Annotated in this window: 24 protein-coding genes; 10 read left to right on the top strand and 14 right to left on the bottom strand. The window is 66.8% G+C overall.

Translation table 11 applies throughout. The annotated features are described in order from the left end of the window. Positions 1 to 146: 146 nt before the first annotated feature. Both Q0982_RS15675 and Q0982_RS15670 read right to left on the bottom strand, forming a co-directional pair. Positions 147 to 1,511 carry a glutamate--cysteine ligase gene (locus Q0982_RS15675; protein WP_299397066.1) on the bottom strand — a complete coding sequence of 455 codons (1,365 nt, stop codon included), beginning with the start codon at positions 1,509 to 1,511 and terminating at the stop codon, positions 147 to 149. Between the two features lie 335 nt (positions 1,512 to 1,846). Beyond that, positions 1,847 to 2,665 carry a 16S rRNA (uracil(1498)-N(3))-methyltransferase gene (locus Q0982_RS15670; RefSeq protein WP_299397065.1) on the bottom strand — a complete coding sequence of 273 codons (819 nt, stop codon included), beginning with the start codon at positions 2,663 to 2,665 and terminating at the stop codon, positions 1,847 to 1,849. Between the two features lie 58 nt (positions 2,666 to 2,723). On the opposite strand from Q0982_RS15670, the gene ubiA reads away from it, so the two are divergent. Together ubiA and Q0982_RS15660 are read left to right on the top strand one after the other, a co-directional pair. Continuing rightward, on the top strand, positions 2,724 to 3,692 hold the full coding sequence (ubiA, locus tag Q0982_RS15665; RefSeq protein WP_299397063.1) for a 4-hydroxybenzoate octaprenyltransferase: 969 nt from the start codon (positions 2,724 to 2,726) through the stop codon (positions 3,690 to 3,692). Then, on the top strand, positions 3,689 to 4,369 hold the full coding sequence (locus Q0982_RS15660; protein ID WP_299397062.1) for a methyltransferase: 681 nt from the start codon (positions 3,689 to 3,691) through the stop codon (positions 4,367 to 4,369). Before ubiA ends, Q0982_RS15660 begins: the two co-directional genes overlap by 4 nt. A gap of 310 nt (positions 4,370 to 4,679) precedes the next feature. Here Q0982_RS15660 and Q0982_RS15655 read toward each other — a convergent pair whose 3' ends face one another. Both Q0982_RS15655 and Q0982_RS15650 read right to left on the bottom strand, forming a co-directional pair. Then, entirely contained in the window at positions 4,680 to 5,363 is a 684-nt protein-coding gene (locus Q0982_RS15655; protein ID WP_299397060.1) for a DUF3047 domain-containing protein, read from the bottom strand. A 212-nt stretch (positions 5,364 to 5,575) separates the two neighbouring features. Further along, the gene (locus Q0982_RS15650) at positions 5,576 to 6,658 is read right to left on the bottom strand and encodes a tetratricopeptide repeat protein (protein WP_299397059.1); all 1,083 of its coding nucleotides are present in this window, start codon (positions 6,656 to 6,658) and stop codon (positions 5,576 to 5,578) included. A 97-nt stretch (positions 6,659 to 6,755) separates the two neighbouring features. Between Q0982_RS15650 and Q0982_RS15645 the strand changes: the two genes are divergently transcribed. Next, positions 6,756 to 7,820, top strand: a complete 1,065-nt coding sequence (locus tag Q0982_RS15645; RefSeq protein WP_299397057.1) for a GlxA family transcriptional regulator — start codon at positions 6,756 to 6,758, stop codon at positions 7,818 to 7,820. A gap of 31 nt (positions 7,821 to 7,851) precedes the next feature. Here the strand turns inward: Q0982_RS15645 and Q0982_RS15640 are convergent, their stop codons facing one another. The 5 genes from Q0982_RS15640 to Q0982_RS15620 form a co-directional block, all read right to left on the bottom strand. After that, positions 7,852 to 8,346 (bottom strand): hypothetical protein, encoded by a 495-nt coding sequence (locus Q0982_RS15640; RefSeq protein ID WP_299397056.1) that lies wholly within the window; start codon positions 8,344 to 8,346, stop codon positions 7,852 to 7,854. A gap of 17 nt (positions 8,347 to 8,363) precedes the next feature. Continuing rightward, positions 8,364 to 9,131, bottom strand: a complete 768-nt coding sequence (locus Q0982_RS15635; protein ID WP_299397054.1) for a tetratricopeptide repeat protein — start codon at positions 9,129 to 9,131, stop codon at positions 8,364 to 8,366. Between the two features lie 44 nt (positions 9,132 to 9,175). Then, entirely contained in the window at positions 9,176 to 9,901 is a 726-nt protein-coding gene (locus Q0982_RS15630; protein ID WP_299397053.1) for a tetratricopeptide repeat protein, read from the bottom strand. A 119-nt stretch (positions 9,902 to 10,020) separates the two neighbouring features. Beyond that, complete coding sequence (locus Q0982_RS15625) at positions 10,021 to 10,782, bottom strand: hypothetical protein (protein ID WP_299397051.1); 762 nt, start codon at positions 10,780 to 10,782, stop codon at positions 10,021 to 10,023. Positions 10,783 to 10,894: 112 nt separating this feature from the next. Continuing rightward, entirely contained in the window at positions 10,895 to 11,125 is a 231-nt protein-coding gene (locus Q0982_RS15620; RefSeq protein ID WP_299397049.1) for a DUF4170 domain-containing protein, read from the bottom strand. 389 nt (positions 11,126 to 11,514) lie between these two features. Here Q0982_RS15620 and Q0982_RS15615 point away from each other — a divergent pair, with 389 nt between their 5' ends. From Q0982_RS15615 to Q0982_RS15600, 4 genes are all read left to right on the top strand, one after another. Next, positions 11,515 to 12,531 carry an SPFH domain-containing protein gene (locus Q0982_RS15615; protein WP_322097041.1) on the top strand — a complete coding sequence of 339 codons (1,017 nt, stop codon included), beginning with the start codon at positions 11,515 to 11,517 and terminating at the stop codon, positions 12,529 to 12,531. Beyond that, positions 12,528 to 12,974 (top strand): NfeD family protein, encoded by a 447-nt coding sequence (locus Q0982_RS15610; protein WP_299397048.1) that lies wholly within the window; start codon positions 12,528 to 12,530, stop codon positions 12,972 to 12,974. The genes Q0982_RS15615 and Q0982_RS15610 overlap by 4 nt, the downstream gene beginning before the upstream one ends. Positions 12,975 to 13,244: 270 nt before the next feature. Next, positions 13,245 to 14,759: a UbiD family decarboxylase gene (locus Q0982_RS15605; protein WP_299397046.1), complete on the top strand. Its 1,515-nt coding sequence runs from the start codon at positions 13,245 to 13,247 to the stop codon at positions 14,757 to 14,759. A gap of 124 nt (positions 14,760 to 14,883) precedes the next feature. Beyond that, entirely contained in the window at positions 14,884 to 15,351 is a 468-nt protein-coding gene (locus tag Q0982_RS15600) for a PAS domain-containing protein (RefSeq protein WP_299397045.1), read from the top strand. A gap of 124 nt (positions 15,352 to 15,475) precedes the next feature. On the opposite strand, the gene paaK is transcribed toward Q0982_RS15600, so the two are convergent. The 4 genes from paaK to Q0982_RS15580 all read right to left on the bottom strand — a co-directional run bounded on the left by paaK (position 15,476) and on the right by Q0982_RS15580 (position 19,307). Further along, positions 15,476 to 16,771, bottom strand: a complete 1,296-nt coding sequence (gene paaK / locus Q0982_RS15595; RefSeq protein WP_299397043.1) for a phenylacetate--CoA ligase PaaK — start codon at positions 16,769 to 16,771, stop codon at positions 15,476 to 15,478. 4 nt (positions 16,772 to 16,775) lie between these two features. Then, on the bottom strand, positions 16,776 to 17,561 hold the full coding sequence (locus Q0982_RS15590; RefSeq protein WP_299397042.1) for an enoyl-CoA hydratase/isomerase family protein: 786 nt from the start codon (positions 17,559 to 17,561) through the stop codon (positions 16,776 to 16,778). 144 nt (positions 17,562 to 17,705) lie between these two features. Beyond that, complete coding sequence (locus tag Q0982_RS15585; protein ID WP_299397040.1) at positions 17,706 to 18,722, bottom strand: GlxA family transcriptional regulator; 1,017 nt, start codon at positions 18,720 to 18,722, stop codon at positions 17,706 to 17,708. A 75-nt stretch (positions 18,723 to 18,797) separates the two neighbouring features. Further along, on the bottom strand, positions 18,798 to 19,307 hold the full coding sequence (locus Q0982_RS15580; protein ID WP_299397038.1) for a carboxymuconolactone decarboxylase family protein: 510 nt from the start codon (positions 19,305 to 19,307) through the stop codon (positions 18,798 to 18,800). Between the two features lie 576 nt (positions 19,308 to 19,883). On the opposite strand from Q0982_RS15580, the gene leuA reads away from it, so the two are divergent. From leuA to Q0982_RS15565, 3 genes are all read left to right on the top strand, one after another. After that, positions 19,884 to 21,647, top strand: coding sequence for a 2-isopropylmalate synthase (gene leuA / locus Q0982_RS15575; protein WP_299397036.1), 1,764 nt, complete (start codon positions 19,884 to 19,886; stop codon positions 21,645 to 21,647). A 229-nt stretch (positions 21,648 to 21,876) separates the two neighbouring features. Beyond that, on the top strand, positions 21,877 to 22,395 hold the full coding sequence (locus Q0982_RS15570) for a GNAT family N-acetyltransferase (protein WP_299397035.1): 519 nt from the start codon (positions 21,877 to 21,879) through the stop codon (positions 22,393 to 22,395). A 95-nt stretch (positions 22,396 to 22,490) separates the two neighbouring features. Further along, a complete protein-coding gene (locus Q0982_RS15565) occupies positions 22,491 to 23,834 on the top strand; it encodes a TldD/PmbA family protein (RefSeq protein ID WP_299397033.1) in 1,344 nt (447 codons plus the stop codon). A gap of 61 nt (positions 23,835 to 23,895) precedes the next feature. On the opposite strand, the gene Q0982_RS15560 is transcribed toward Q0982_RS15565, so the two are convergent. Continuing rightward, positions 23,896 to 24,825 carry a diacylglycerol kinase family protein gene (locus Q0982_RS15560; protein ID WP_299397031.1) on the bottom strand — a complete coding sequence of 310 codons (930 nt, stop codon included), beginning with the start codon at positions 24,823 to 24,825 and terminating at the stop codon, positions 23,896 to 23,898. Positions 24,826 to 24,946 lie beyond the last annotated feature (121 nt).

The following is a 24,946-nucleotide window of genomic DNA, read 5'->3' as shown; positions in this document are numbered from 1 at the left end:
ATGTCGGGCAGTATGCACGCCCAGGTTCAATGGACCTGTGACCAAATTCGATCATTTGGAGGGTCAAGGGAGCCGAGTTGCGCCGATCCGCCTACCAGAGGGCGAACCCGGCCGAGAGGCGCCACCCGATTGGTGTGCGCCGCCGGTCAGTAGGCGCATTCGGTGAAAATCGGGTCGATGGTGCCGCCCCAGCGGCCGTGAAAGTCATCCAGAAGGTATTCGGCCGGGCACTTCTCACGCTCCACGCGGCTGCGCAGCAGGGCGAGGAAATGGCTCTCGTTGTCGCCCTGCCCGTCCAGCCGGTTGCGCGCCTTCAGACCCTCGGCGGCGATCTCCACCGCCTGGTGGGCAACGGCGTTGACTGTCCTGCCGTGAAACGGCGTGTGGAGGGCCTGCTTGGGTACCTCGGCGCGCAGATAGCGGTGATCCTCCAGAGTCCAGTCCTTCACCAGATCCCAGGCAGCATCTAGCGCGGTGTCGTCGTAGAGCAGGCCGACCCAGAAGGCCGGCAATGCGCAGAGCGACTTCCAGGGTCCGCCGTCGGCGCCGCGCATCTCCAGGAAGCGCTTCAGGCGAACCTCCGGGAACAGTGTCGAGAGATGGTCGGCCCAGTCGCCCAGCCTGGGCTTTTCGCCCGGCAGGGCCGGTAATCGGCCGTCGAGGAAATCGCGGAACGACTGGCCGGAGGCGTCGATGTACTTTCCGCCGCGGTAGACGAAGTACATCGGCACGTCGAGCCCGTGGTCGACGTTGCGCACGAAGCCCATGCCGTCCTCGAAGACGAAGGGCAGCACCCCGGTGCGGTCCGGATCGGTATCGGTCCAGATATGGCTGCGGTAGCTGAGGAAGCCGTTGGGCTGCCCCTCGGTGAAGGGGGAGTTGGCGAAGAGCGCCGTGGCGATAGGCTGCAGGGCCAGGCTGACGCGGAACTTCTTCACCATGTCGGCTTCGGACTGGAAGTCCAGGTTCACCTGCACCGTGCAGGTGCGCAGCATCATGTCGAGCCCCAGGTTGCCCACCTTGGGCATATAGGCACCCATGATCTTGTAGCGGCCCTTGGGCATCCAGGAGATATCGCTGCGCGCCCACTTGGGCTGGAAGCCCAGCCCCATGGCCGCGACCCCCATGGGCTCCGTCACCTTCTTGATCTGGTCGAGGTGAATATGCACCTCGCTGCAGGTGTCGTGGATGGTCTCCAGCGGCGCGCCGGAAAGCTCCACCTGGCCGCCGGGTTCCAGCGACACGCTGGCGCCGTTGTGGGTGAGCGCGATGACGTTCTCACCCTCCTTCACCCCGTCCCAGCCGAAGGCCTGCAAGCCTTTCAGCAACGCCTCGATGCTGCGCTCGCCGTGGTAGGGTAAGGGCCGGAAGTCGTCGAGCGTGTAGCAGAACTTCTCGTGCTCGGTGCCGATGCGCCAGTCTGCGGGGGGTTTGCAGCCAGCCTCGAGATAGGCGATCAGTTGCGCCTTGTCGGTCAGGGTCTCGCCCTGAACCTGGGGAGGAGCGGACATGCCGTTTTCGAACCTTGTGCCGGATTACCTTACACCGGGATCGACCTTGTGCCGGAGTCTGTTGTGCCGGTACGCCGTCGGACCCTGAAGATTTTCCTTTTGGTGGATGGTATCGGCGCCCGCCCCCCGGCACGCCCGACTGGTGGATCTCGATCCTGCTTGTTTGCCCTGCTTGCTTGCCTGATTGATCGCCTGGTTCGGCGGCCCTCTCGGCGGGGCCTTCGCTCAGGTCTTCAGGTTCTGGGGATCACTGTGGGATCATTGCCGCGTCTTGAAACTTCGTATTCGCCCGCGCATTGCAAACCTCCGACCAAGCTGGTCCCCAAATTCACGTCTTAGCCCGTCGGAAAGCCCGCCAGTTCCGCCGGCGGACGTTCCGCACCGTCGCCCAGCACCGCCTGCCAGCAGGCCAAGGCCGCCAGCGCCGCGGTGTCGGCGCGCAGAATGCGCGGCCCCAGCCCGACCGGCACAGCAAAGGGCAGTTTGCGGAGGGCGTCAAGTTCGCTCTCCGCGAAGCCGCCCTCCGGCCCGGTCAGGATGGCCCAGGGATCGGTGGCGAAGGTCCCGCTTCCCTCCCGCCCGGCGCGCACGGCCTGCAGCGCTTCGGCGATGGGTTGCGCGGCGCCCCATTCGGCGCAGACCAGCAGGCGGCGGCCCTGCGGCCATTGGTCGAGCACCTCGCCCAGGCTGCGGGTCTCCCGCACCTCCGGGATGCTGAGGCGTTCGCACTGCTCGGCCGCTTCGCGGGCGTTGGCCGCCAAGCGATCCTCGTTGACACGGCTCACCGCCGTGAAGCGGGTCATCACCGGCTGCAGCACGGCGACGCCGAGCTCGGTGGCCTTCTCCGCGATGAAATCGATGCGCGCGCGTTTGATGGGCGCGAAGACCAACCAGAGGTCGGGCTCCGGTACGGGCTTGCGCCGCTGCGCCCCGACGTTCAGGGAGCACCAGCCCTTGCCCAACCCCTCGATCTCGGCCTGCCACTCGCCGTCGCGGGCGTTGAAAACCGCCAGGCGCGCGCCGGGGCCGAGGCGCAGCACCGAGCGCAGGAAGTGCGCCCGGTCGCGGTCCAGGCCGAGGGTCCGGCCCTCCTCCAGAGTGTCGTCGACATGGAGCCGGGTGGCCGGCTGCGCTCTCGTTTTAGCCTGCGCCATTGTCGCACCCCGGCCGCACGTCTTTCTCCCGCAAGGATTCGCGGCTAAAGATTAGGCGATGAACGGCACAACGCCCAGCCCCACCGGCAACACGGCCAGCGACATCCGCGCCGACCACTGGGTCCTGCGCCTGGCGCCGCGGGCGCTGCGGCCCTATTGCCGGCTCGCCCGCTTCGACCGGCCGATCGGCGTCTGGCTGCTGCTGTTTCCCGGCTGGTGGTCCATCGCGCTGGGCGACGCCGCCATGCCGGCGGCCGCGCCCTCCTGGCTGCTCTATCTCTATTTCGGCATCGGCGCGCTGCTGATGCGCGCGGCGGGCTGCACGGTGAACGACATCCTGGACCGCGATTTCGACGGCCGGGTGGCGCGCACCGCCGACCGCCCGCTGCCCAGTGGGGAGGTCAGCCTGCTGCAGGCCGGGCTGTTCCTGCTGGCGCTGCTGCTCACCTCCTTCGTCATCCTTCTGCAGATGAACGCGCTGACCATCCTGCTGGGTGCCGCCTCGCTACTGCTTGTCTTTCCCTATCCGCTGATGAAACGCATCACCTACTGGCCCCAGGCCTGGCTCGGCCTCACCTTCAGTTGGGGCGCGCTGATCGGCTGGACGGCAGTCACCGGCGGCTTCGGCTGGCCCCCGGCGCTGCTCTACCTCGGCGGCATCGCCTGGACCCTGGGCTACGACACCATCTATGCCCACCAGGACAAGGAGGACGACGCGCTGATCGGCGTGAAGTCCACCGCGCTCAGGCTCGGCGCCGCCACCAAGCCCTGGCTGCTGGGCTTCTATGGCCTGGCGACGACGCTCTTCGGGCTGGCGGGCTTCGCCGCCGGGCTCGCCTGGCCGTTCTGGATCGGCCTCGGCGTCGTCGCCCTGCATCTGCTCTGGCAGGTCGTTGATCTGAAGATGGATACGCCGACAGACTGTCTCGCCAAGTTCAAGTCGAACCGCTTCACCGGCTGGCTGCTGCTGGCGGGCATCCTGGCCGGCAGTCCCTGGCTGCATGGATGGCTCGGCGTGCATCCATGACCCTCGCCGCAAAAGCCGATCCCGAAGACTTCGTCCGCGCCAACACCCGCCTGCAGGAACCGCCGCTGGTCCCGGAGGTGAAGCTCCATCTGGCGAGCGAGGTGGTGCCGCTGTGGCAGGCCACTGAGGAGGAATTGGCCCGCGAGGGGCTGCCGCCGCCCTTCTGGGCCTTTGCCTGGGCCGGCGGCCAGGCGCTGGCGCGCTACCTGCTGGACCACCCGGAGGTGGTGCGCGGGAACCGCGTTCTGGACTTCGCCGCCGGATCGGGCCTGCAGGGGATCGCCGCCGCGCTGGCCGGCGCCGCTTCCGTCGAGGCGGTGGAGATCGACGCCTTCGCCTGCGCCGCCTGCCGCCTCAACGCCGCCGCCAACGGTGTCGAAGTCACGGTGCGTCAGGAAGATCTGGTGGGCACGGCGAACCCGGGCGAGGCGAATACAGGATGGGACGTGGTGCTGGCCGGAGACGTCTGCTACGAGCGCCCGGCGGCCGAGCGCATCACCGCCTGGCTGCGCAGCCTGGCCGGGCCGGACTGCCTGGTGCTGATGGGCGATCCCGGGCGCACCTATCTGCCGCGCGAGGGCCTGGAGCGGGTGATCGCCTACGCGGTCAAGACCAGCCGCGAGCTGGAGGACACCGACCTGCGCAATGCCGTCGTCTGGCAGGTGGCTCCCCGCTAACCAACGGCTGTCCGCCTTTGTGTGTGGCCGTTTGCAGCAATGACGTGCCGCGTAAAACTTTGGGCAAAGCGTTGGAGCCAAGAGTTTCGGTGCGGGACGGCAAAGCGGCAGAGCAGCGGCGCGGGGCTTGCGGCTGAAGGGCTGTCACCCCCACCCCATCCCTCCCCCATCCAAGGGGGAGGGGGAAGTCATTGCGGTGGCCCAGGGAATCCCCTCCCCCCTTGATGGGGGGAGGTCGGGAGGGGTTGAGCCACACATCCGATGTCCGATTGATTGCCGCGCTGGTGATCTCGACCAGACAGCCGTACGGCTAACCCGAGCTCACAGTGCAGAACAGCCCGGCGCGGCCATAGTGCGCCTCCACCGGTTCGCCGGTCTGGTCGTTGTCGGTGAAGATGGCGATGGCATAGACCTTGTCCTGCGGCGGGCCGCCGAAGGCCGCCTGATAGTCGGCCAGCAGATCACGCTTCTCGTCGACCCAGACCGCCGGACTGACAACGCCGGTCTCCACGACGATGGAGCGCACCACCCCCGGCAGATAGGGCGAGTCGACGATATCCTCGATCTGCTGGCGCGCATTGGTCCAGACGTAGCGCAGGGTCGGCACCTTGCGCGGTGCGGCAAAGGATCCGGGATCGCCGAACATGACGAAGATGGAAGCCGCCACGTCCTCGCGGTCCCGCTCGACCAGGCTGGCCGACTCCTGCAGCTCCTGGATGCGCCAGGACCATGCGATCACCGGGCAGTCGTTGGGATCGAACTCCACCGGCAGCACAAGACCGGAGGCCGAGCGGCGGCCCACCGCGCGGATCGACAGGCGGTCGTTCAGACTGCTCAGACGGTATTCGGTCTCGCCGACCAGCGGCATTTCGATCCAGTCCTCCTGGATCGCGGTGGCCGGATCGAACAGCGTGACCTGGCGGTCCAGCCGCCCGGCGGTTTCCGGCGGCGCCGTTTCACAGGCCGCCAGCCCGGTAAGCAGAAGCGCGGACAAACCCGCGCGCAGAGGGATCCCCAACATCGGCGCACTATAGCGAAGCGGAGAGGCCGCGCCAGCGTTGCTTGCGGCCTAGAGCAGATCCGGGTTGGATGGAATCGCGGAAGCGATTCATCCAACCCGGTGAATCTGCTCTAACTCCTAAGTGTAGAGCGGATTCACATGTTTCGACGGAAACCCAAAGCGTTTCCGTCTAAACATGATCCGCTCTAGTCGGCCAGAGGCTGGCAGTTGTCGCGGATACAGTCGGCGAGCGCGGCGCGCAGCGATGCTCTGTCCTTGCCGTCCGCCGGGCCGGGTTCGTAACCCCTGGCGGCGAGGCTCTGCTGATAGTCTTTGATCAAGTCGCTGGCGCCGGAGTCGATGACTTTGGCAAAGGCATCTTCCGCTTCCCGTTGCTTCCCGAGACCCATGAGCGCGTGTGCCAGGGTATCGAGGTATTCCGGCAGCTCCGGGGCTTTTGCAGCAGCAAGCCTGGCGATCGGCTCAGCCTCTCTAAACTCCCGAACCAGAACCAGCGTCCAGGCAAGGCCGTTGAGGAGTGCCGGGTCTTCAGAACCAAGCCGGAAGGCTTCGCGATAGGCCGCCAGCGCCGCATCCAGTCTGCCGAGGCTCCAATTGGCATCACCGAGATTGTGATGACCCAGGGCATAGCCGGGTTCGAGGCGCACTGATTCGGCGAAGTCGAGCGCAGCCAGGTGATCCCGCTGCGTCGCCCAAAAGAAGACGCCTCGGTTGTTCAAGATGGTATGATCCTCCGGATCCAGCGCCACCGCCCTGTTGTGGTCGGCCAAAGCAGCGGCGGTCCGGTCAAGGCGCAGATTAGCTCTTCCCCGGGACGAATAGGCCACCGCGAAGTCCGGCTCGATCTCTATGGCCCGTGTCAGCGCCACGATGGCCTGTTCCGGCTGATCCAGCTCCAGGTGAACGTTGCCCTTGAGGTAGTAGCCCCAACGATCGGCCGGATCGAGACGAATGACTTCCAAGGAATCCCTGAGAGCGCCATCCAGGTCGCCGCTGTCGAGCCGGCTGTCGCCACGAAAATACAGGGTGTTTGACAGATCCCGTCCCGAGACGCCGGCTTCGATCAGCCGATCGCAGGCCGCAATCGACTGAGGCCCCGGATCTGCACAGGCCTTCTGATCGGCCGAGAGACCTTCTGCCACAGCCGGGCCGCAGACGGAAACAATCGCCAAACAGAATATAGCAACTCTTACGCGAAGAAATATTCCGAACATACGCGTGAATATCATATCCGCTCCGGGCGAAGCCAGCGCTTCGATACAGAACAAGGCCCTTTGGCAGAAATCGTTGGACCTTTGTCATTGCGGCCAAGAACGCCGCTGTGATTAGCTGGGACAGTCCCCCGCAGTCATGGAAGGGCCCCCAATGGAAAGTCCGGTCATGCAGGAGATCCGCAAACCCCACAGCCTGACCCGGGAGATGATCCGCGATCCGGACCGCCGTCAGAGTGTCTGGGTTTTCGGCTATCCCAACGCCAACCTGCTGGACATGTCCGGACCGTTTCAGGTCTTCGCCGCCGCCAATCACATCGTGCGGGAGTTCGGCCTGGCGGACCTCTACAGCATCGATCTGGCGGCCAAGACCACCGGCGCCCTGCGCTCCGATCAGGGGCTGGTGCTGCACGCGACGCGGGACTTCACCAGCGATCTGACCGGCCTCGGCAGCCTGATCGTCTGCGGCGGGGCCGGGCGCCGCGGTGCCCTGAAGGACAGCGAGACCCTGGCCTGGCTGAGCCGCGCCGTCGCGGCGGCGGAACGCGTGGGCTCGGTCTGCACCGGCGCCTACCTGCTGGCGGAGATCGGGGCCCTGGAGGGCAAGGCCACCACCACCCACTGGCGCTGGGCCGACGACCTGCAGCAGCGCTACCGGGACATCGAGCTGGAGCCAGACGCCATCTTCATGCGCCACGGCAAGTTCTGGTCCTCCGCCGGGGTCAGCGCCGGCATGGACATGGCGCTGGCCATGGTGGAGCTGGACCACGGGCCGGAGCTGGCCCTGGCGGTGGCGCGCGAACTGGTCCTCTTCGTGAAGCGCCCGGGCGGCCAGTCCCAGTTCGCCACGCAACTGCGCGCGCGCAGTGGCAGCCTGGGCAAGATCGAAGACCTGCAGCGCTGGATCGCCGACAACATCGCCGCCGACCTCTCGGTCCCGGCGCTGGCCGCGCGGGCCGGCATGAGCCCGCGCACCTTCGCCCGCAGCTTCACCCGCGAGGCCGGCCAGACCCCGGCCCGCTACGTCGAGGCCCAGCGCCTGGAGGCGGCCCGGCGCCACCTGGAACAGAGCGAGGACCCGCTGGAGCGGATCGCCACCGCCGCCGGTTTCAGCTCGGCGGAGATCATGCGCCGCGCCTTCCTGCGCACTCTCGGGGTCAGCCCCAACGCCTACCGCACCCGCTTCCGCAGCGCCGCCGGATTCGCCGACGCCGTCTGATCCGGACCTGCCAGTCCAACCGCCCTGAAGGCTAGGGCGCTGCTATCTTCCGGAGCGCCCACTTGACGGTCTGTCGGGAGTCGGCCTGCGGCTGGATCGGCAAGGCCCGCCGCATGGCGTCAACCTTCCGGAGCGCCTCTTCCAAGGCCGGCTCTGCCCGCGCAGCCCTCGGTCCGAGGTGTCCCAGCGCGCCCGCGACCACGCCTCGCAGGGCATCACTCTCGTCTTCCAGAAGCTCCGCCATCTCGTCGATGTGGGAGTCGTCGATGCTCTCGAGCCTGCCCTCGGCCGAGAGATACCGGATCACCATTCTAAGGCTTTGGGCATAGGCCACACGGATTTCGGGAGAATCCACACTACGCACCCGAGCGATCATCTGCGCGACGAGGAGCGCGGTGCGATCCTCCGTCTCAAGCGATGCGCGGTCCTGGGCCGGCGCTGTTCCGGCAACACCTCCCGCGAGCCAGCAAACCGCAACCACACAGAGGGCCAACCTTCTCGCCGTCCTTCCTGCGCGCTGCGGCATGCCGTGACCTTTGCCCTTCACTCCAGCAGCAGACGGCAGTTGTCGCGAATACAGGCGGACAGCGCCGCGTCGGTCTGCGCGTCCATGACACCGTCGGTCCGGCCCGGCGCGTAGCCTTTAGCGACGAGCGCCGACTGATACCTAACGACACGCTCAGATCCGCCAAACTCAATGGCACGGGAGAAGGCGGTTCTCGCTTCGCCCAGCCGGCCCAGTCCCATAAGTGCATGCGCCCGGGTATCATGAATCGCACCCAGAGCGTCGGACAACGGTGCGGTCCCGACGGCCCCTGGTTCGCCACTCCGCGCCATAGCTTGATCCAACACTGAAAGGGCTGCGGCATAGTCATCCTGAACCACCAGTGACCAAGCATAGTTGTTCAGCACAATGGCGTTTTCAGGATCGAGATCGTAGGCCTTGCGGAAGTCCAGAGCGGCGAGTTCATGCTTTCCTTGTGTGCTGAAAAGATCCCCGCGGTTCGCATATCCAATAGCAGAGTCGGGGAATGCTTCAATCGCAGCATTGAAGTCCGCTAGGGCCTCGGCCTCCTTACCTACCTTTTTGAAGAGAATTCCGCGGTTGGTGTAGCCTGCGAGCCGCTGATCCGCAAAAACCTCGCTGCCGAGTAAGCGTGTGCAGGCCTCGATACGGGCCTGCCAGCTGCTTGGATCGCCAACAGGCTTGCACAGGCGCGCATCGGCAAGCAGGCGGGACAACTCATCGAGGTGCGTGTTGGATTGATCCGGGTTCGGCGACGCAGTCTGGCAGGCAGCCAGCGCGGCCATTGTAATGGCTGCTACAAGGGGTCGAGACATCCCACGTTGCCCCCTCAGTCCAGCAGCAGACGGCAGTTGTCGCGAATACAGGCTGACAGCGCCGCGTCGGTCTTCGCGTCCATGACACCGTCGGTCCGGCCCGGCGCGTAGCCCCATCCGACCAGCGCTTCCTGGTACATGCGCACAGCTTTCGAACCTTCCATTACAATGACCCGTTCGAACGCGCTCATCGCCGCCTCCGCCTGTCCCAAGCCCATCAGAACATGCCCATAGGTGTCGAGGGCGGCGCCATAGTCGCTGTCCAAGGCCAGCGCCTTCTCCACGCGTACCAGGGCCCCGTCATAGTCACCGCGCGACGCGAGGTACCAGGCGAAATTGTTGTAGGCGGCGGTATTGTCGGGGTTCGCCCGGATGGCCGCCTGAAAACTCTGAACTGCGCGGACGTTGTTCCCCTGCCTGCTGAACAGGTTGGCCCGGTTGTTGTAGGCCGCCGAGAAGTAGGGGGCGAGGCGAACCGCCTCGTCAAAATCGGCAAAGGCTTCGTCGATGCGGCCCAGTTTCTCGTTGGCGATGCCGCGCAGGTTATAGGCGGTTACCCGCTCCTCGCGCGATCGGCTGTGCTCGATGATCTCGGTACAGCCGTCGACGGTGGCCTGCGTCGTCACGCCCTGCTCCATCTGCTTGCAGAGCCGGTGGGCTTCCGTGAGGTCCTTCGAGGGCGAGGCCGCGCAGGCTCCAAGGCCGGCAGCGAGACCGAGGACCAAAGCAAGCCTGTGCATCGGCGTCTCCAGTTGAGCAGGCGGGAAACGGAGGGTAAGCCCACAGCAATTTAGAGGCGAACGCAATCGCGGACAATACGCGTGATCTGATTAGCCGGTTGCCGGCACCGGCTGCCGCGTTAGCGCAGGATCATCTCGAAGCCCGGGACTTCCCAGGGCACGGCGGCGGCCTGCAGGGTTTCGATCAGGCGGCGGCGCTTGGCGGTGTCGGCGATGGCGGTGAGGATGAGGCCGTCCAGTTCCGCCTCCGGCGCGTGGCGGTCGCGCAGAACGCCGAGGGCCGATTCCTGATGGACGGCCCGATGGCGGCGGTCCTCGGCCGGCACCGCGGCCAGCGCCAGCGGCGCATCATCGGCTTCGGGGTCCGCGAGGCAGCCGTGCACCGAAAGGTAGGCGAAGGCTGCCTTCAAGTGCGGGCCGCCCTCGACCGCGAGGTCGATCCCCGTCATGCGCCCGTAGGCGTAGTTGCCGAGCCCCAGCTCGGTTTCGTGCATGCGCGGCAGCTGCGCCTCGCTGAGCCAGGTGACGAAGACCGTCACCCGGGTGCCCGGCGCGGCGTGCAGCGTTGCCGAGACCGCGCCGTAGCGCGTCATATGGGCGGAGTAGACGACGTCGTGATCGCCGAGGACGGCGCGGGTCACCGGGATCTCGGACCCGGCGCCGGAGAGGTGGGAGAACTTGCGGTGAATCTGTTCCGGTGCCCGGTTGGAGCCATGGGCAATGACCGGCACCCGGCCCTGCAGCAGCGCCGGTCCGATATCGGCGGTCAGCGGGACAGCCTCACCGTCGCGGTAGAGATAGGAGGCGCCGGGCGCGGCGTAGGGATAGCCCTTGGCCAGCCGCAGGCGTGCGTCGTCGGTTTCAGGAAGCGGCCAGGGCATGGCGCGTCGGTCTCGTTCCCTTACCGGCCCTTACCGGCCCTTGCCGGCGCCCGCTGGCCCGTCGACTTTGGAGCGACGGAGCGGTCCGGTACCGGACCGCGCCTCCCGCCCGCTAGTCGGTGCAGGGCGGCGGCCCGTCGTTGTCGATGCATTCGATCCGATAGCGGGTTGTGCAGTCATCGACCGTCTGCCAGGCATGTCTGGCCCATTCCGCCTTCGCCGCTTCGTAGTCGGTGAAGGGACCAAACCACTCCTCGTTTCCGCCGACGGTTTCGCGAAAGCGCGTATCGGTGTATTCACCGCCGACAACATAGTACTGCATCATCAGGTTCAAGCCTCTCAACTTGAAAAGGTGCCCCGGTCTGAAGACGCCTCTGGCATCCTGCGCCGGCCGCCCGGGCGACTCCGCGCGATTCCTGCCAAGACACTGTCAACAATAGGAAAAAAGCGCGCGTCATGTATAGTGCCAAAACGGCATTGCATCTTGGTTAATCCGGTCTACCGAGATTGTGGTACCGGCGCCCTTTTCTTGCCCGGCTTTCATGCCCGCCCTGGCCGCTCCGAGCGACCGGGACCAAGACCAGACCGCCCTTTTACTGGCTTTACAACACAGGATAGAGTCGGCCTCCTGCCCTGGAACCAAACCGATAGTTCTTGATTGCGGGGCGGCCTCGACTCAAAGTCGATCTGGGCAGTCAGTAGAGCGGATTCAAGAAGGGGGACACCGCAACCATGCCAATCGATATCAGCGGCTTCGGCATCCTTGTGATCGCCATTGTCATCCTGGCGATCATCATCGTCTCGATGAGCGTCAAGGCGGTGCCGCAGGGCTACGAGTACACCATCGAACGCTTCGGGCGCTACACCAAGACCCTGCCCCCCGGGCTGGGTATGATCCTGCCCATCATCGACCGCATCGGCGCCCAGCTCAACATGATGGAGACGGTGCTGGACGTGCCCTCCCAGGAGGTCATCACCCGCGACAACGCCCTGGTGCAGGTCGACGGCGTGGTCTTCTATCAGGTGCTGAACGCCGCCCAGGCGGCCTATGAGGTGCGCAACCTGGAGCGCGCGATCCTGAACCTGACCATGACCAACATCCGCACGGTCATGGGCTCCATGGACCTGGACGAGCTGCTGTCCAACCGCGACAGCATCAACACGCGCTTGCTGCAGGTGGTCGACGACGCGACGGAGCCCTGGGGCGTGAAGGTGACGCGCATCGAGATCAAGGACATCACGCCGCCCGCCGACCTGGTCGATTCCATGGCCCGCCAGATGAAGGCGGAGCGCGACAAGCGCGCCACCGTGCTGGTGGCCGAAGGCGACCGGCAGGCCGAGATCCTGCGCGCCGAGGGCATGAAGCAGGCCGAGATCCTGGCCGCCGAGGGGCGCCGCGAAGCTGCCTTCCGCGACGCCGAGGCACGCGAGCGCGAGGCCGAGGCGGAGGCCAAGGCGACGGCCATGGTCTCCCAGGCCATCGCCCGCGGCGACGTGAACGCGGTGAACTACTTCGTCGCCCAACGCTATGTCGACGCACTCGGCAAGTTCGCCGACTCCGCCAACCAGAAGACCTTCTTCCTGCCGGTCGACGCCGCCGGGGTCATCGGGGCCATCGGCGGCATCGCCGAGATCGCGCGCGAGTCGATGGAGCAGCGCGAGGCCGCGCGCGGTCCCTGGGAGCCGCCCAGCGGCAACGACAACACCGGTGGTGGCGCTCCCGGGGGCAGCGGGAGCCCGCGCTCATGATCAGCTTCGAACAGATCGAATACTGGAACTGGTGGGTCATCGGGATCTTCCTGATCGGCATCGAGGTCTTCGCCCCCGGCGCCATCTTCCTCTGGATGGGCATCGCCGCGGGCGTCGTCGGCCTGGTGCTGCTGATCGCACCGGACATGATGTGGCAGATGCAGCTTCTGCTCTTCGCCGTGGTCTCGGTGGTCTCGATCTACGCCTGGCGCTTCTATGCCCGCAACCGCACCCCGGTGCCGAGCGATCAGCCGAACCTCAACAAGCGCGGCGCCGGCTACGTCGGGCGCACCTTCACGCTGCGCGAGCCCATCAAGGACGGCACCGGCCTGCTGCACATCGACGACACGCGCTGGAAGGTGGAGGGCGAGGACCTGCCCGCCGGCACAAGGGTGAAGGTGGTCGCCATCGATGGCACGGTGCTGCAGGTCGAGCGGGACTAAGGGCCTGTAGCCAGTTAGGTTGCGGGCTTTGGTATGAGCGAGATCGGCCTGCTGTTAGGAGCGACAACGATGGACATGCTAAAGCATATTCGAGGAGGAGCGACGCGGCAGCAGCCCGATTTCGCCATATCCCAAAGGGACGGGGCGGATTTTGGTCTGGGCCGCGTCGAGAAGAGCTTGTGGTGGTCCACACCACGGCGCTTTCCTCTCCTAACCCAGACCAAATTCCGCTTCCGCCAAACCCGCAACCTAACTGGCTACAGGCCCTAAATGCCTTTTGCGTCTTTGCGGGACTTCATCGCGCGGCTGGAGCGTGACGGCCGGCTGGTGCGGGTCAGCGCGCCGGTGGCGCCGGAACTGGAGATGACCGAGATCCAGACCCGCCTGCTGGCCGAGGGCGGCCCGGCGGTGCTGTTTGAGAACGTCGTCCATGCCGACGGCCGCAAGGCGGAGATGCCGGTGCTGGTCAACCTCTTCGGCACGGTCGAGCGGGTCGCCTGGGGCATGGACCGCGAGCCCGGGCAGCTGCGCGAGGTGGGCGAGACCCTGGCCTTCCTGCGCCAGCCGGAGCCGCCGGGCAGCCTGCGCGAGGCCTGGCAGCACATGCCGCTGCTGAAGTCGGTGCTGGCGATGAAACCCAAGACCGCCGGCTACGGCCCCTGCCAGGACGTGGTGCTGACCGGCGACGACATCGACCTCGCCCGCCTGCCCGTGCAGACCTGCTGGCCGGGCGAGCCGGCGCCGCTGATCACCTGGCCTCTCGTTGTCACCCAGGGGCCCAACCCCGGCGGCGACAAGAGCGATGCCTTCAACCTCGGCATCTACCGCATGCAGGTGATCGGCCGCAACAGGACCATCATGCGCTGGCTGAAGCACCGCGGCGGCGCCCAGCACCACCGGCGCTGGAAAGAGCAGAAGCCGGCGCCGCTGCCGGCCGCAGCGGTGATCGGCGCCGATCCCGGCACCATCCTGGCCGCCGTCACCCCGGTGCCCGATACCCTCTCGGAATATCACTTCGCCGGCCTGCTGCGCGGCCGCAAGGTCGATCTCGTAGACTGCAAGACCCAGCCGCTGAAGGTGCCGGCAGAGGCCGAGATCGTGCTGGAGGGCGAGGTCTCGCTGGAGGAGACCGCCGAGGAAGGCCCCTACGGCGATCACACCGGCTACTACAACGCCGCCGAGCCCTTCCCCGTCTTCACCGTGACCGCCGTCACCATGCGGCGCGACCCGATCTATCTCTCCACCTTCACCGGGCGCCCGCCGGACGAGCCCTCGGTCCTCGGCGAAGGTCTGAACGAGGTCTTCGTGCCGCTCCTGCAGCAGCAGTTCCCGGAGATCACCGATTTCTGGCTGCCGCCGGAGGGCTGCAGCTACCGCATCGCCGTGGTGTCGATGAAGAAGGCCTATCCCGGCCACGCCAAGCGGGTGATGCTGGGCGTGTGGTCCTATCTGCGCCAGTTCATGTACACCAAGTGGGTGATCGTGGTGGACGACGGCGTGAACGCCCGCGATTGGAAGGACGTGATGTGGGCCATCTCGACCAAGATGGACCCGGCCCGCGACATCACCCTGATCGAGCAGACCCCCATCGACTATCTCGACTTCGCCTCGCCGGAAGACGGCCTGGGCTCCAAGATCGGGCTCGACGCCACCGACAAGTGGCCGCCGGAGACCAAGCGCGAGTGGGGCCGGGAAATCCGCATGGACCAGGACGTTATCGACCGGATCGACCGCCTCTGGCCAGAGCTGGGGCTGCCGGGAAGCGGGAAGACGATTTGGAAATAATGCCGATTCGCGTTACATTTGTTCATTAGAGCTACGCGATTATTGCAGTCGGCCTAAACAAATTTGTTTAGATTTCAACCACCTAAGACTTTCATAGCCGCATTTTGAGAGACTACGCTTCGCGGTGAACAGCAACGCTCCCGCCAACAGCAGCATCCCACTGCTGGCCCTGAAGTCCCCCATCAATCAGCAGGGCTTCGACTACTGGAACGCCAAACGCGGCAGCCGGTGCATGCCCGCGCGCTGCGACATCGATCCTTCGGAGATTCTGAAGATCCTGCCGCACATCTTCCTGCTCGACGTGCGGGCCGAGCCCCTGGACTTCCGCTACCGGCTGATCGGCACCAAGATGGACGAGCACATGATGGGCAGCTACACGGGCCTTTGGATGAGCAGCATCCCGCATCAGAAAGCGCCCAGCCGAATCTGGTCCTCCTGCCGTCAGGTTTTCGACTCCAAGGCACCGCTCAGCAGCGACGTGCCCTATGTCGGCAAGAACAAGGAATTCCTCACCACCGAAGACCTGATCATGCCGCTCTCCGACGACGACGATCAGGTCAACATGCTCTTCGTCACGGTGGGCTTTGTTTAGGGTCCATGGGTTTTGACGGCACCGGCCCGCTCCCCCTCCCGGCCACCCAACACCAGTATCCTATGGGTGGCCGGGAGGGGGAGCGGGCTGGAACCGCATCGACGCACGTCGAGTACGGCCTAAATCACTCCCGCCGGTCGACGACGCGCACCGCCTTGCCTTCGGAACGCTGGATGCTGCCCGGCGGCAGCAGGCAGACCTCGCTGGTGACGCCGATCGTCTGCTTCACACGCTCGCACAGCTCGCGGGCGATCTCCGGCCCCTGGGCCAGGCCGCCGGCGTCGCGCGGCTCCACCTTCAGGGTCAGGGCGTCGAGCGCGCCCTTGCGCAGAAGCTCCAACTGATAGTGCGGAGCCAGGCGCGTGTCGCCCAGCAGCAGTTCCTCGAACTGGCTGGGAAAGACATTGACGCCGCGCAGGATGATCATGTCGTCCGAGCGCCCGGTGATCTTCGCGAAGCGCCGCATGGAGCGCGCGGTCGGCGGCAGCAGCCGGGTGAGATCCCGGGTGCGATAGCGGATCAGCGGCAACGCCTCCTTGGTCAGGGTGGTGAAGACCAGTTCCCCCTCCTGCCCGTCCTCCAGCACTGTGCCGTTCTCCGGGTCGACGATCTCGGGGTAGAAGTGATCCTCCCAGATCACCGGGCCGTCCTTGGCCTCCACGCACTCGCAGGCCACTCCGGGGCCGATCACCTCCGAGAGACCGTAGACGTCCACTGCGTTGAGCCCGCAGCGCCGCTCGATCTCCTGCCGCATAGGTTCGGACCAGGGCTCCGCCCCGAAGATGCCGATCCGCAGCGAGGTCCGGGCCGGGTCCTGTCCCTGCGCTTCGAAGGCATCGGCCAGGTTCAGCATATAGGAAGGCGTGCACATGATGATGTCTGGCGCGAAGTCCTGGATCAGCTGCACCTGCCGCAGCGTCTGGCCGGCGGAGACCGGCACCACCGTGCAGCCCAGGCGCTCGGCCCCGTAGTGCGCACCCAGCCCGCCGGTGAAGAGGCCGTAGCCGTAGGCGATATGGACCCGGTCGCCAGGCCGCCCGCCGGCGGCATGGATCGAGCGCGCCATGAGCCCGGCCCAGGTCTCGATGTCGCGGCGCGAGTAGCCCACCACCGTGGGCTTGCCGGTGGTCCCGCTGGACGCGTGCAGGCGGATCACCCGGTCCATCGGCAGGGCAAAGAGGCCGAAGGGATAGGTCTGGCGCAGATCCTCCTTGGTGGTGGCGGGAAACTTCGCCAGGTCCGCCGGCTCGCGGAAGTCGGCGGGGTGCACGCCGGCGGCTTCGAACTTCTGCCGGTAGTGGGGCACCCTGTCATAGGCATTGGCCAGCACAGACTTCAGCCGCGCGACCTGCAGCGCGGTGATCTCGTCCCGGCTAGCGGTCTCGATGGGGTCCAGACCCGCGTGGTTCTCGGTCGCCATGGCCTTACCCCCAGACTGCCGGCCGGTCTTCGCGGTAGGCCGTCATGGCCTCGGCGAAGTCGGCGCTTTCGAGCGCGCGCCGCTGCAGGGCGAGGTAATTGGCGAAGAAGTGGCCAAAGCCAACATCAAAGCAATCCGCAAGCAACGCCTTGGCGTAGCGGCAGCCCGCCGAGTTGGTGCCTGCGTAGTCGGCAATCAGAGCCTCGAAAGCAGTCTCGGCCTCGCCTTCCTCAACGAGGTGATCGACCAGGCCGATGCGCTGCGCTTCTGTTCCGTCGATCATGGCACCGCCGATGATCATCGCCTTGGCGCGCCCCAGGCCGATGTAGCGGGCCAGCCGCCAGGTGCCGAGGCCGGGGATCAGCCCTTCCTTGATCGCCGGCAGGCCAAGCCTGGCCGAGGGCGTGCAGACCCGCAGGTCGGCCGCGAGCGCGAGCTGCAGCCCGCCGCCGAGGGCATAGCCGCGAATCAGGCAGAGGACGAGCTTGTCCATAGTCTCGAAGACCCGCAGCGTCCGCTCCCAGAGATCGAAGTAGCGGGGCTCGATCAGGCCCGCCGCCAGATCCTTCAGGTCGATGCCGGTGGAAAAGGCCCGGCCCTGGCCGGTAATGGCAACCATGCGCAGGACGGGATCGGCGGCGACCCGCTGCGCCACGTCCAGCAGTTCCTCGACGCCGCGCATGGCAATCGCGTTCAGTCTTTGCGGGCGCCTCAGTTCCAGCCAGCCGATCGGGCCGTCCCTGTGGAAACGCAGGGTGTCGTACGAAAGCGTCTCGTATGCGTCGGGCATCTGCTCTCCTGTTCCGCGGCTGTGTCCGCGACCCAGGTAGCGAAGCAGTGCCGCCGGCAACAGGGGGGCGGCTTCCGTCTGGCCGAAAGGGAACGCTTGGAGTCCGAAATGCTGCGGCTGCAGGGCTGCAGCCGGGCCCTCTCCTCAGGCCGCCGAGGACAGGGCGCGCTGCCGGCGCTGTTCGCGAAAGGCGCGGCGGTAAGCCTGCGGCGTGGCGTCGAAATGCCGCCTGAAGTGCTTGCGCAGGGTGAGCGCGGAACCGAAGCCACAACGCAGCGCCACTTCCTCGACCATCAGGTCGGAGGTTTCCAGCATCTGACGCGCCAGACGCAGGCGCTGGGCTGCCAACCAGCGCAGCGGGGGGCAACCGGTCTCGGCCTGGAAGCGGCGGGTGAAGGCCCGCACCGAGAGACAGGCATGGGCTGCCATCTGCGCCACCGTCAGGGGCCGGGTCAGGTGTTCCAGCACCCAGCGCCGCGTCGGCTCCAGGCTGCAGGACCGCGCCGGCCCCAGCGCGCAGGGGATCTGCTGGGCGTACTCGCCGCCGCGGTGGGGGCCGAAAACCATGTGGCGGGCGATCTCGTTGGCCAAGGCCTGCCCGAAGTCGCAGCGCACCATGTGCAGGCAGAGGTCGATGCCCGCCGTCACGCCGGCGGCGGTCAGGATATCGCCCTCGTCAACATAGAGCACATTGGGGTCGACCCGCACCCTGGGAAAGAACGCCGCCATGCCGTCAACGCACTTCCAGTGCGTGGTGGCACGGCGGCCGTCGAGCAGCCCGGCGGCGGCGAGCACGAAAGAGCCGGTGCAGAGCGATGCGATACGGCAGCCGCGCGCGTGGGCGCGGCGCAGGGCTGCGAACAGGTCGGGAGGAAGGCCGTCGGTAAAGTCCCGGTCCAGATCGGCCATGGTTCCGGGAACCACCACGGTCTGCGCCGTCTCGACCGCCGCAAGCCCTTCCTCCACGCCGAGCGTCATGCCCCCGTGCGGCTGCAGCGGCCCGCGGCCCGCATGGCAGGAGCGCACGCGGTAGCGACCGCGGGCGCCGATTGCGAAGACGCTGAAGGCCGTGGCGAACTCGAAAAGCACCGGGTCCGGCGGCAGGAGGATGGTCAGGGCGTGGCGTGGCGCCAGGGGTTCCACTGGTTTGAGGTCAAGCATCGGAAAGGCTCCGCAGGGACAATGCGGCGTCCTAACGGAAGATACGTTTGGGTGACTGATTCTCTTCCTTGGTGCCTAGACGCGGATCGCATCCAGGTCGCAGGCAGCCGCCACGCCAAGACCCCGCTTGGCGAGCGGGAAGAGGCTTGCCGTCGCCACGGCGAAAGCAAGCTCGGCCAAAACCGCTTCGCCGAACTCGCGGCGCACGGCCTCGACCCGCGCGGCGAGGTCCGGCCAGCTTCCGGCGACCGCCTGGCCGTAGTCCAGCGCCAGGCGCTCGGCCGGCGGCAGGCTGTTGGCGTTGCGCAGGGCCGCTTGGATGCGATCGGCGGGAATGCCGTCCTTCTTGGCGTAGTCGACCGCCACCTGCAGGCAGTCGCCGCAGTCCTGCGCGCGGAGCGCGCCGAGCCGCGCCATGGTGATGAGCGCGCGCGAGGCCGCACGCCGGTGACCGGCCAGGGGAAAGAAGAACAGGAGCTTCCAGAAGATGCCGGGGCTGGCCCCGGCGGCGTCGCGCAGCCAGCCGAACTGGCGGGGGTTCTGCTTGTTCAAGCGGTTGAGAAAACCGCGCTCGATCCAGGCCATTTTTAGCGATCCTACGACAGAGTCAGAGAGGGAGAACCCCGTGCGGCCGGCGGAGTCCGGCCGCAGGCTGGCGCCGGCAACAGGGCACGTCTATCCGGATTTTGCGCAGCCAACCCCGTGCCGCCGCAAGGGGCAAAGCCCTTGACCGGCGGCGGCCCGGCGCCTAGGGTCCCCAGACTATGACCGGAATTCAGGGACTTCTGTCGCTTCGACTTATTGCCCCGGCCGCCTGAAGTGCGCGCCGGGTAAAGCCGTCGTCCGACAATCCCAAGCCCTGAAAAAGGTTCGCTCCGATGAGCGCCAGACTTTCCGAAAGCTCAAAATTTCAAAATGTTAGCATTATGCGCGGCTGCCTGAGGCCCGGGCCTGCCGGCGGTCTTGCGGGTCGTTACGCCCGGCTCCGACTTATCGGCGGCCGCTGCGCCCTGTCGGTCAGACATGAGGTGGCGCCGCAGCGGCTGTAGCCGAGGCCACAGAGACCCGAGACACAGACTTTAAGAGACACCTGCCGGCGGGACGCCGGACTTCCGAGGAAATCGTGACAGTCCGCCCCGGCCGGCACCAAGGAGCAAGACCATGACCCGCGAGACGCCGCGCAAGACCCCCGCCCAGGGGCCCGCACAGAGCCCCACACAGGGCGGGGCGGTAAACCCCAGCGACAAGTACGCCGCCTTCAAACCCATCGACCTGCCCGACCGCCAGTGGCCGGGCCGGGTGATCACCGCACCGCCGATCTGGTGTTCCGTCGACCTGCGCGACGGCAATCAGGCACTGATCGAACCCATGGACGGCCCGCGCAAGCGCCGCATGTTCAGTCTTCTGGTTGAGATGGGCTTTAAGGAGATCGAGGTCGGCTTCCCCTCCGCCTCGCAGACCGACTTCGACTTCGTGCGCGAACTGATCGAAGACGATCTGGTGCCCGACGACGTCACCATCCAGGTCCTGACCCAGTCGCGCGAGCACCTGATCGAGCGCACCTTCGAGAGCATCGAAGGGGCCAAGCGGGTCATCGTCCATCTCTACAACTCCACCTCCACCCTGCAGCGGCGGGTGGTCTTCGGGCTCGACCGCGCCGGCATCGTCGACATCGCAGTGAAGGGCGCGGAGCAGATCCGGGACCTGACGGCGCAGGTCAGCGGCACCGAGATCATCCACCAGTACTCGCCGGAAAGCTTCACCGGCACCGAGATGGACTTTGCCAAGGATGTCTGCGAAGCGGTGATGGACGTCTGGCAGCCGACGCCGGAGAACAAGGTCATCTTCAACCTGCCGGCGACGGTAGAGATGTCGACGCCGAACATCTACGCCGATCAGATCGAGTGGTTCCACCGCAACATCAAGAACCGCGAATCGATCGTGCTGTCGCTGCATCCCCACAACGACCGCGGCACCGGCGTGGCCGCCGCCGAGCTGGGCGTGATGGCCGGCGCCGACCGCATCGAGGGCACGCTGTTCGGAAACGGCGAGCGTACCGGCAACGTCGATGTCGTCACCCTGGGCCTGAACCTCTTCACCCAGGGCATCGATCCGGGCATCGACTTCTCCGACATCGACCGGGTGCGCGAGACGGCGGAGTACTGCAACCAGTTGCCGGTCCACCAGCGCCACCCCTACGCCGGCGATCTGGTCTACACCGCCTTCTCCGGCTCTCACCAGGACGCCATCAAGAAGGGCATGGCGGCCTTGAAGCAGAGCAACTCCGGCCTCTGGGAGGTGCCCTACCTGCCCATCGACCCGCAGGACGTCGGCCGCACCTACGAGGCCGTCGTGCGCATCAACAGCCAGTCGGGCAAGGGCGGCGTCGCCTACATCCTGCAGACCGAGTACGGCCTGGACCTGCCGCGCAAGCTGCAGGCCAGTTTCACCCAGAAGGTGCAGGAGCAGGCGGACACCAGCGGCAAGGAGATCACGCCGCAGCAGATCTGGTCGCTCTTCGAGGCCACCTATCTGAGCCCGCGCCAGCCCTATGCCTTCGTCGAGCATCGCTCCGTGCCCGACACCCATGCCTCGGAGAAGCGCCTGCTGACCGCGGTGATTGAGGAAAACGGACAGCGCCGCGAGATTCAAGGCACCGGCAACGGCCCCATCGCCGCTTTCGTCGACGCGCTCGGCAAGGAATGCGGGATCGACATCAAGGTGCACGACTATCACGAGCACGCCATCAGTGCCGGCGCCGATGCGAAAGCCATTGCCTACGTCGAAACCGAAGCGGCCGACGGCACGGTCTACTGGGGCGTGGGGCGCCACGCCAACATCGTGGTCGCTTCCCTTGATGCGGTGATCTCCGCGGTCAATCAGATGGCAGCGGCAGAACCCAAGGCCCCTGGCCGCGCCGCCTGAAGCAACGGTGAAGCTGGTGTGCTGAGCGCTTTTGGCGCCTCAGACCGGGGGAACGGCACAGTACGCCGGCTCCCCCCAACCGCACCCCCCCAAGAGGGCTAACCCGGAAAACCCTTTGTCACCCCTCCCGCCGCGGGCTATGCAAAGTGCGGGAGAGAGGGGCGGCCGAACCGGTGCGATGGGCGCGAAGCAAGCCGGCGGCAGCCCGCAGCGACGAGGTCGATGCGCTATGTCCGGCCAAGAGTCGGGGTCCGGCGGAAAGCCGGGCCAGGGATCCGGTCGTTTCCTGCGCCCTGCCGCGGTCCGGGAATGCGGCGCGCTGACGGCGCTGGCGCTGCGCTCCAAGGCCTATTGGGGCTACGATCCGAACTTCATCCAGGCCTGCCGCGATGAGCTGACCATCCGGCCCGAGCATGTGAAATCCGGCCGGGTGGTGGTCCTGGTCGAGGAAGCGACCGTTCTGGGCCTCTATGCCCTGCTCCCGGAACGGCGTCCGGAGGAGGCCGACGTGCGCCACTTCTTCATCGAACCGGCGGCCATCGGTCATGGCCTCGGGCGATTGCTCTGGGACGATCTGGTGGCCAAGGCCCGCAGCGAGGGCATCAAGCGCCTGAAAATCGAGAGCGATCCCTTCGCCATGGGCTTCTACCGCGCCATGGGGGCGACCCTGGCCGGCAAGATGCGCTCGCCGGTGAAGGGCCCGGGCGGCGCCGACCGCTACCTGCCCGTGCTCTACTACGACGTCTGACGACGCCGGGACGGCTACCGGAAACCGCCAGGGTGCAAGCGGCCGGCCGCCGCCCTATATTCAAAGCCTGTGAAGATCGCCAGGACGACCCCGCCATGAGCCTTTCCGAAGACCCCCGTTCCCTGCTTGAAGACCTGATCAGCAAGGCCAAGACGGCCGGTGCCGACGGCGCCGATGCCGTCCATTTCGAATCCATCGGCCTCGCCCACGCCCAACGCCTGGGCAAGCCCGAGAAGCTGGAGCGCGAGGAGAGTCACGACATCGGTCTCAGGGTCATGATCGGCAAACGACAGGCGATCGTCTCCTCCACCGATCTCAGCGCCGAGAGCCTGGGCCAACTGGTCGAGCGCGCCGTGGCCATGGCCCGGGTGGTGCCCGAGGACCCCTACTGCGGGCTTGCCGAGGAAAGCGAGCTTGCGCGGGCCTTTCCGGACCTGGACATCCTCGATCCGGAGGAGCCGCCGGCCGAGCTGCTGATCGAGCGCGCCCGGGCCTGCGAGGAAGCCGCCCGCGCGGTGAAGGGCGTCACCAACTCCGAAGGCGCGGAAGCGGGCTGGAGCCGCGCCGGAATCACCCTGGTCACCTCCAACGGTTTCGTCGGCAGCTATGCCCGCTCGAGCCATTCGGTCGGCACCTCCGTGGTCGCCGGCGAAGGCCTGGGCATGGAAAGCGATTATGAGTTTTCCACCGCGGTCTTCGGCGCGGAACTGGAAGACCCGGAAGAGGTCGGCCGCAGCGCCGGCGAGCGCACCGTGCGGCGCCTCGGCGCGCAGAAGCCGGAAACCGAAAGACTTCCGGTGGTCTACGACCCGCGGGTTTCCATGGGCCTGCTGCGCCACTTCGCCGGCGCCATCTCCGGCCCGGCGATTGCCCGCGGCACCTCCTTCCTGAAAGACAGGATGGGCGAGCGGGTTTTCGCCGAGGGCATCGCCATCATCGATGACCCGCACCGGCCCCACGGCCTCGGCTCCAAACCCTTCGACGCCGAGGGCCTAGCCAACGGCAAGATGAACCTGGTCGAGGACGGCGTCCTGCAGACCTGGGTCATGGACCTGAGTTCGGCGCGCCAGCTCGGCCTCAAGAGCACCGGCCATGCCTCGCGCGGCACCTCCAGCCCGCCCTCGCCCTCGACCTCCAACCTCTACATGGCGCCGGGCAGCGTCAGCCGTGCCGATCTGCTGGGCGGCATCGAGCGGGGGTTCTACGTCACCAGCATGATGGGCATGGGCATCAACGGCGTCACCGGCGACTACTCGCGCGGTGCCACGGGCTTCCGCATCGAAAAGGGCGAACTGACGACGCCGATCAGCGAGGCCACCGTGGCCGGCAACCTGAAGGATATGTTCCTGAACCTGACCCCGGCGGACGACCTGACCTTCAAGTACGCCACCAATGCCCCGACCCTGCGCATCGACGGCATGACCCTGGCCGGGAACTGAGGCAGGGAGCTAAGCCAGGGAGCTAAGCCAGGGACCCAGTGTCGAGAACTGAAAACCGCGGTCAGGCGGCGCCGACCATCCGCAGCGCGCCGGGCAGCGGGCGGACCGTCACCGGCAGGCGGGCGACGATGTCGCCGTCGGCCTGCAGCGGCGCATCGGACTGTCCTTCGATGCGGATTTCCTGACCGGTGACGATCTCGAAGCCGCGCGAAACCGGCAGGTGACCGCGCTGCAGGGCAACGGCATAGCGCAGCGTGTTGAAGACATCCCCGTAGCGGAACAGGCAGACGTGCAGTTCCGGTTCGTCGATCCGCGCATCAGGCGCCAGGAGATAGCGCCCGGCGTAGAAGCGCGCGTTGCTGACCACCACCGAAGCCGCCTCATAGGCCACACCGTCCACGGTGATCTGGAGCGGCGGCGGCTGGCGGCGGCACATCTGGTGCAGGCTCTCCACCACGTAGGCGCCCTTGCCGATCAGGCGCTTCAGGCGCAGGTCCAGACCCTCCACCACCCGCGCATCGAACCCGGCGCCGGCCATCAGGGAGAAGATACGGCCCTCACCGTCCGGGCCCTCGGTGCGGCCCAGGCTGACCGGACGGACCGTTCCGCCGGCGATCACCCGGGCGATCTGCTGCGGCACGATCTGCAGGCCCAGTTCCGCCGCCAGCACGTTGGCCGTGCCGAGCGGCAGGACCGCCAGAGGCGGGCGCCGTTCAGGGGGCGTCAGCGCAACAAGCCCGTTGACCACCTCGTTGATGGTCCCGTCACCGCCCGCGGCGACCACCAGGTCGTGCTCCTGGACATCCGCCTCGGCGGCGAAGTGCCCGGCATCCCCGGGACCGGTGGTCGGGCGCACGTCCATGGCGCAGCCAAGGTCGGCCAGGTCGGCGAGCACGGCTTCGAAGCGCCGCCGGCGGCTGCCGCCTGCGGTCGGATTGTAGATCACCAGCAGCCGTCTTGCGGCTCTGGCAAGGGTGGTCGAATCGGGCATGGAAGGCGGGATCATACTGACTTTCGCTGGGCTGTCTAACGTCTCTTCTTGTGCGTCGCAGCATGGCCGGAAAGGGTTAAGAATCCGGCCTCTTGAGCCGTGACCTCCCGCGGGGCCGCAT

The sequence above is a fragment of the Pelagibius sp. genome, assembly GCF_028281305.1.
Taxonomy (GTDB): Bacteria; Pseudomonadota; Alphaproteobacteria; order Kiloniellales; family Kiloniellaceae; genus Pelagibius.
This window is presented reverse-complemented; position numbering and strand designations above follow the sequence as displayed.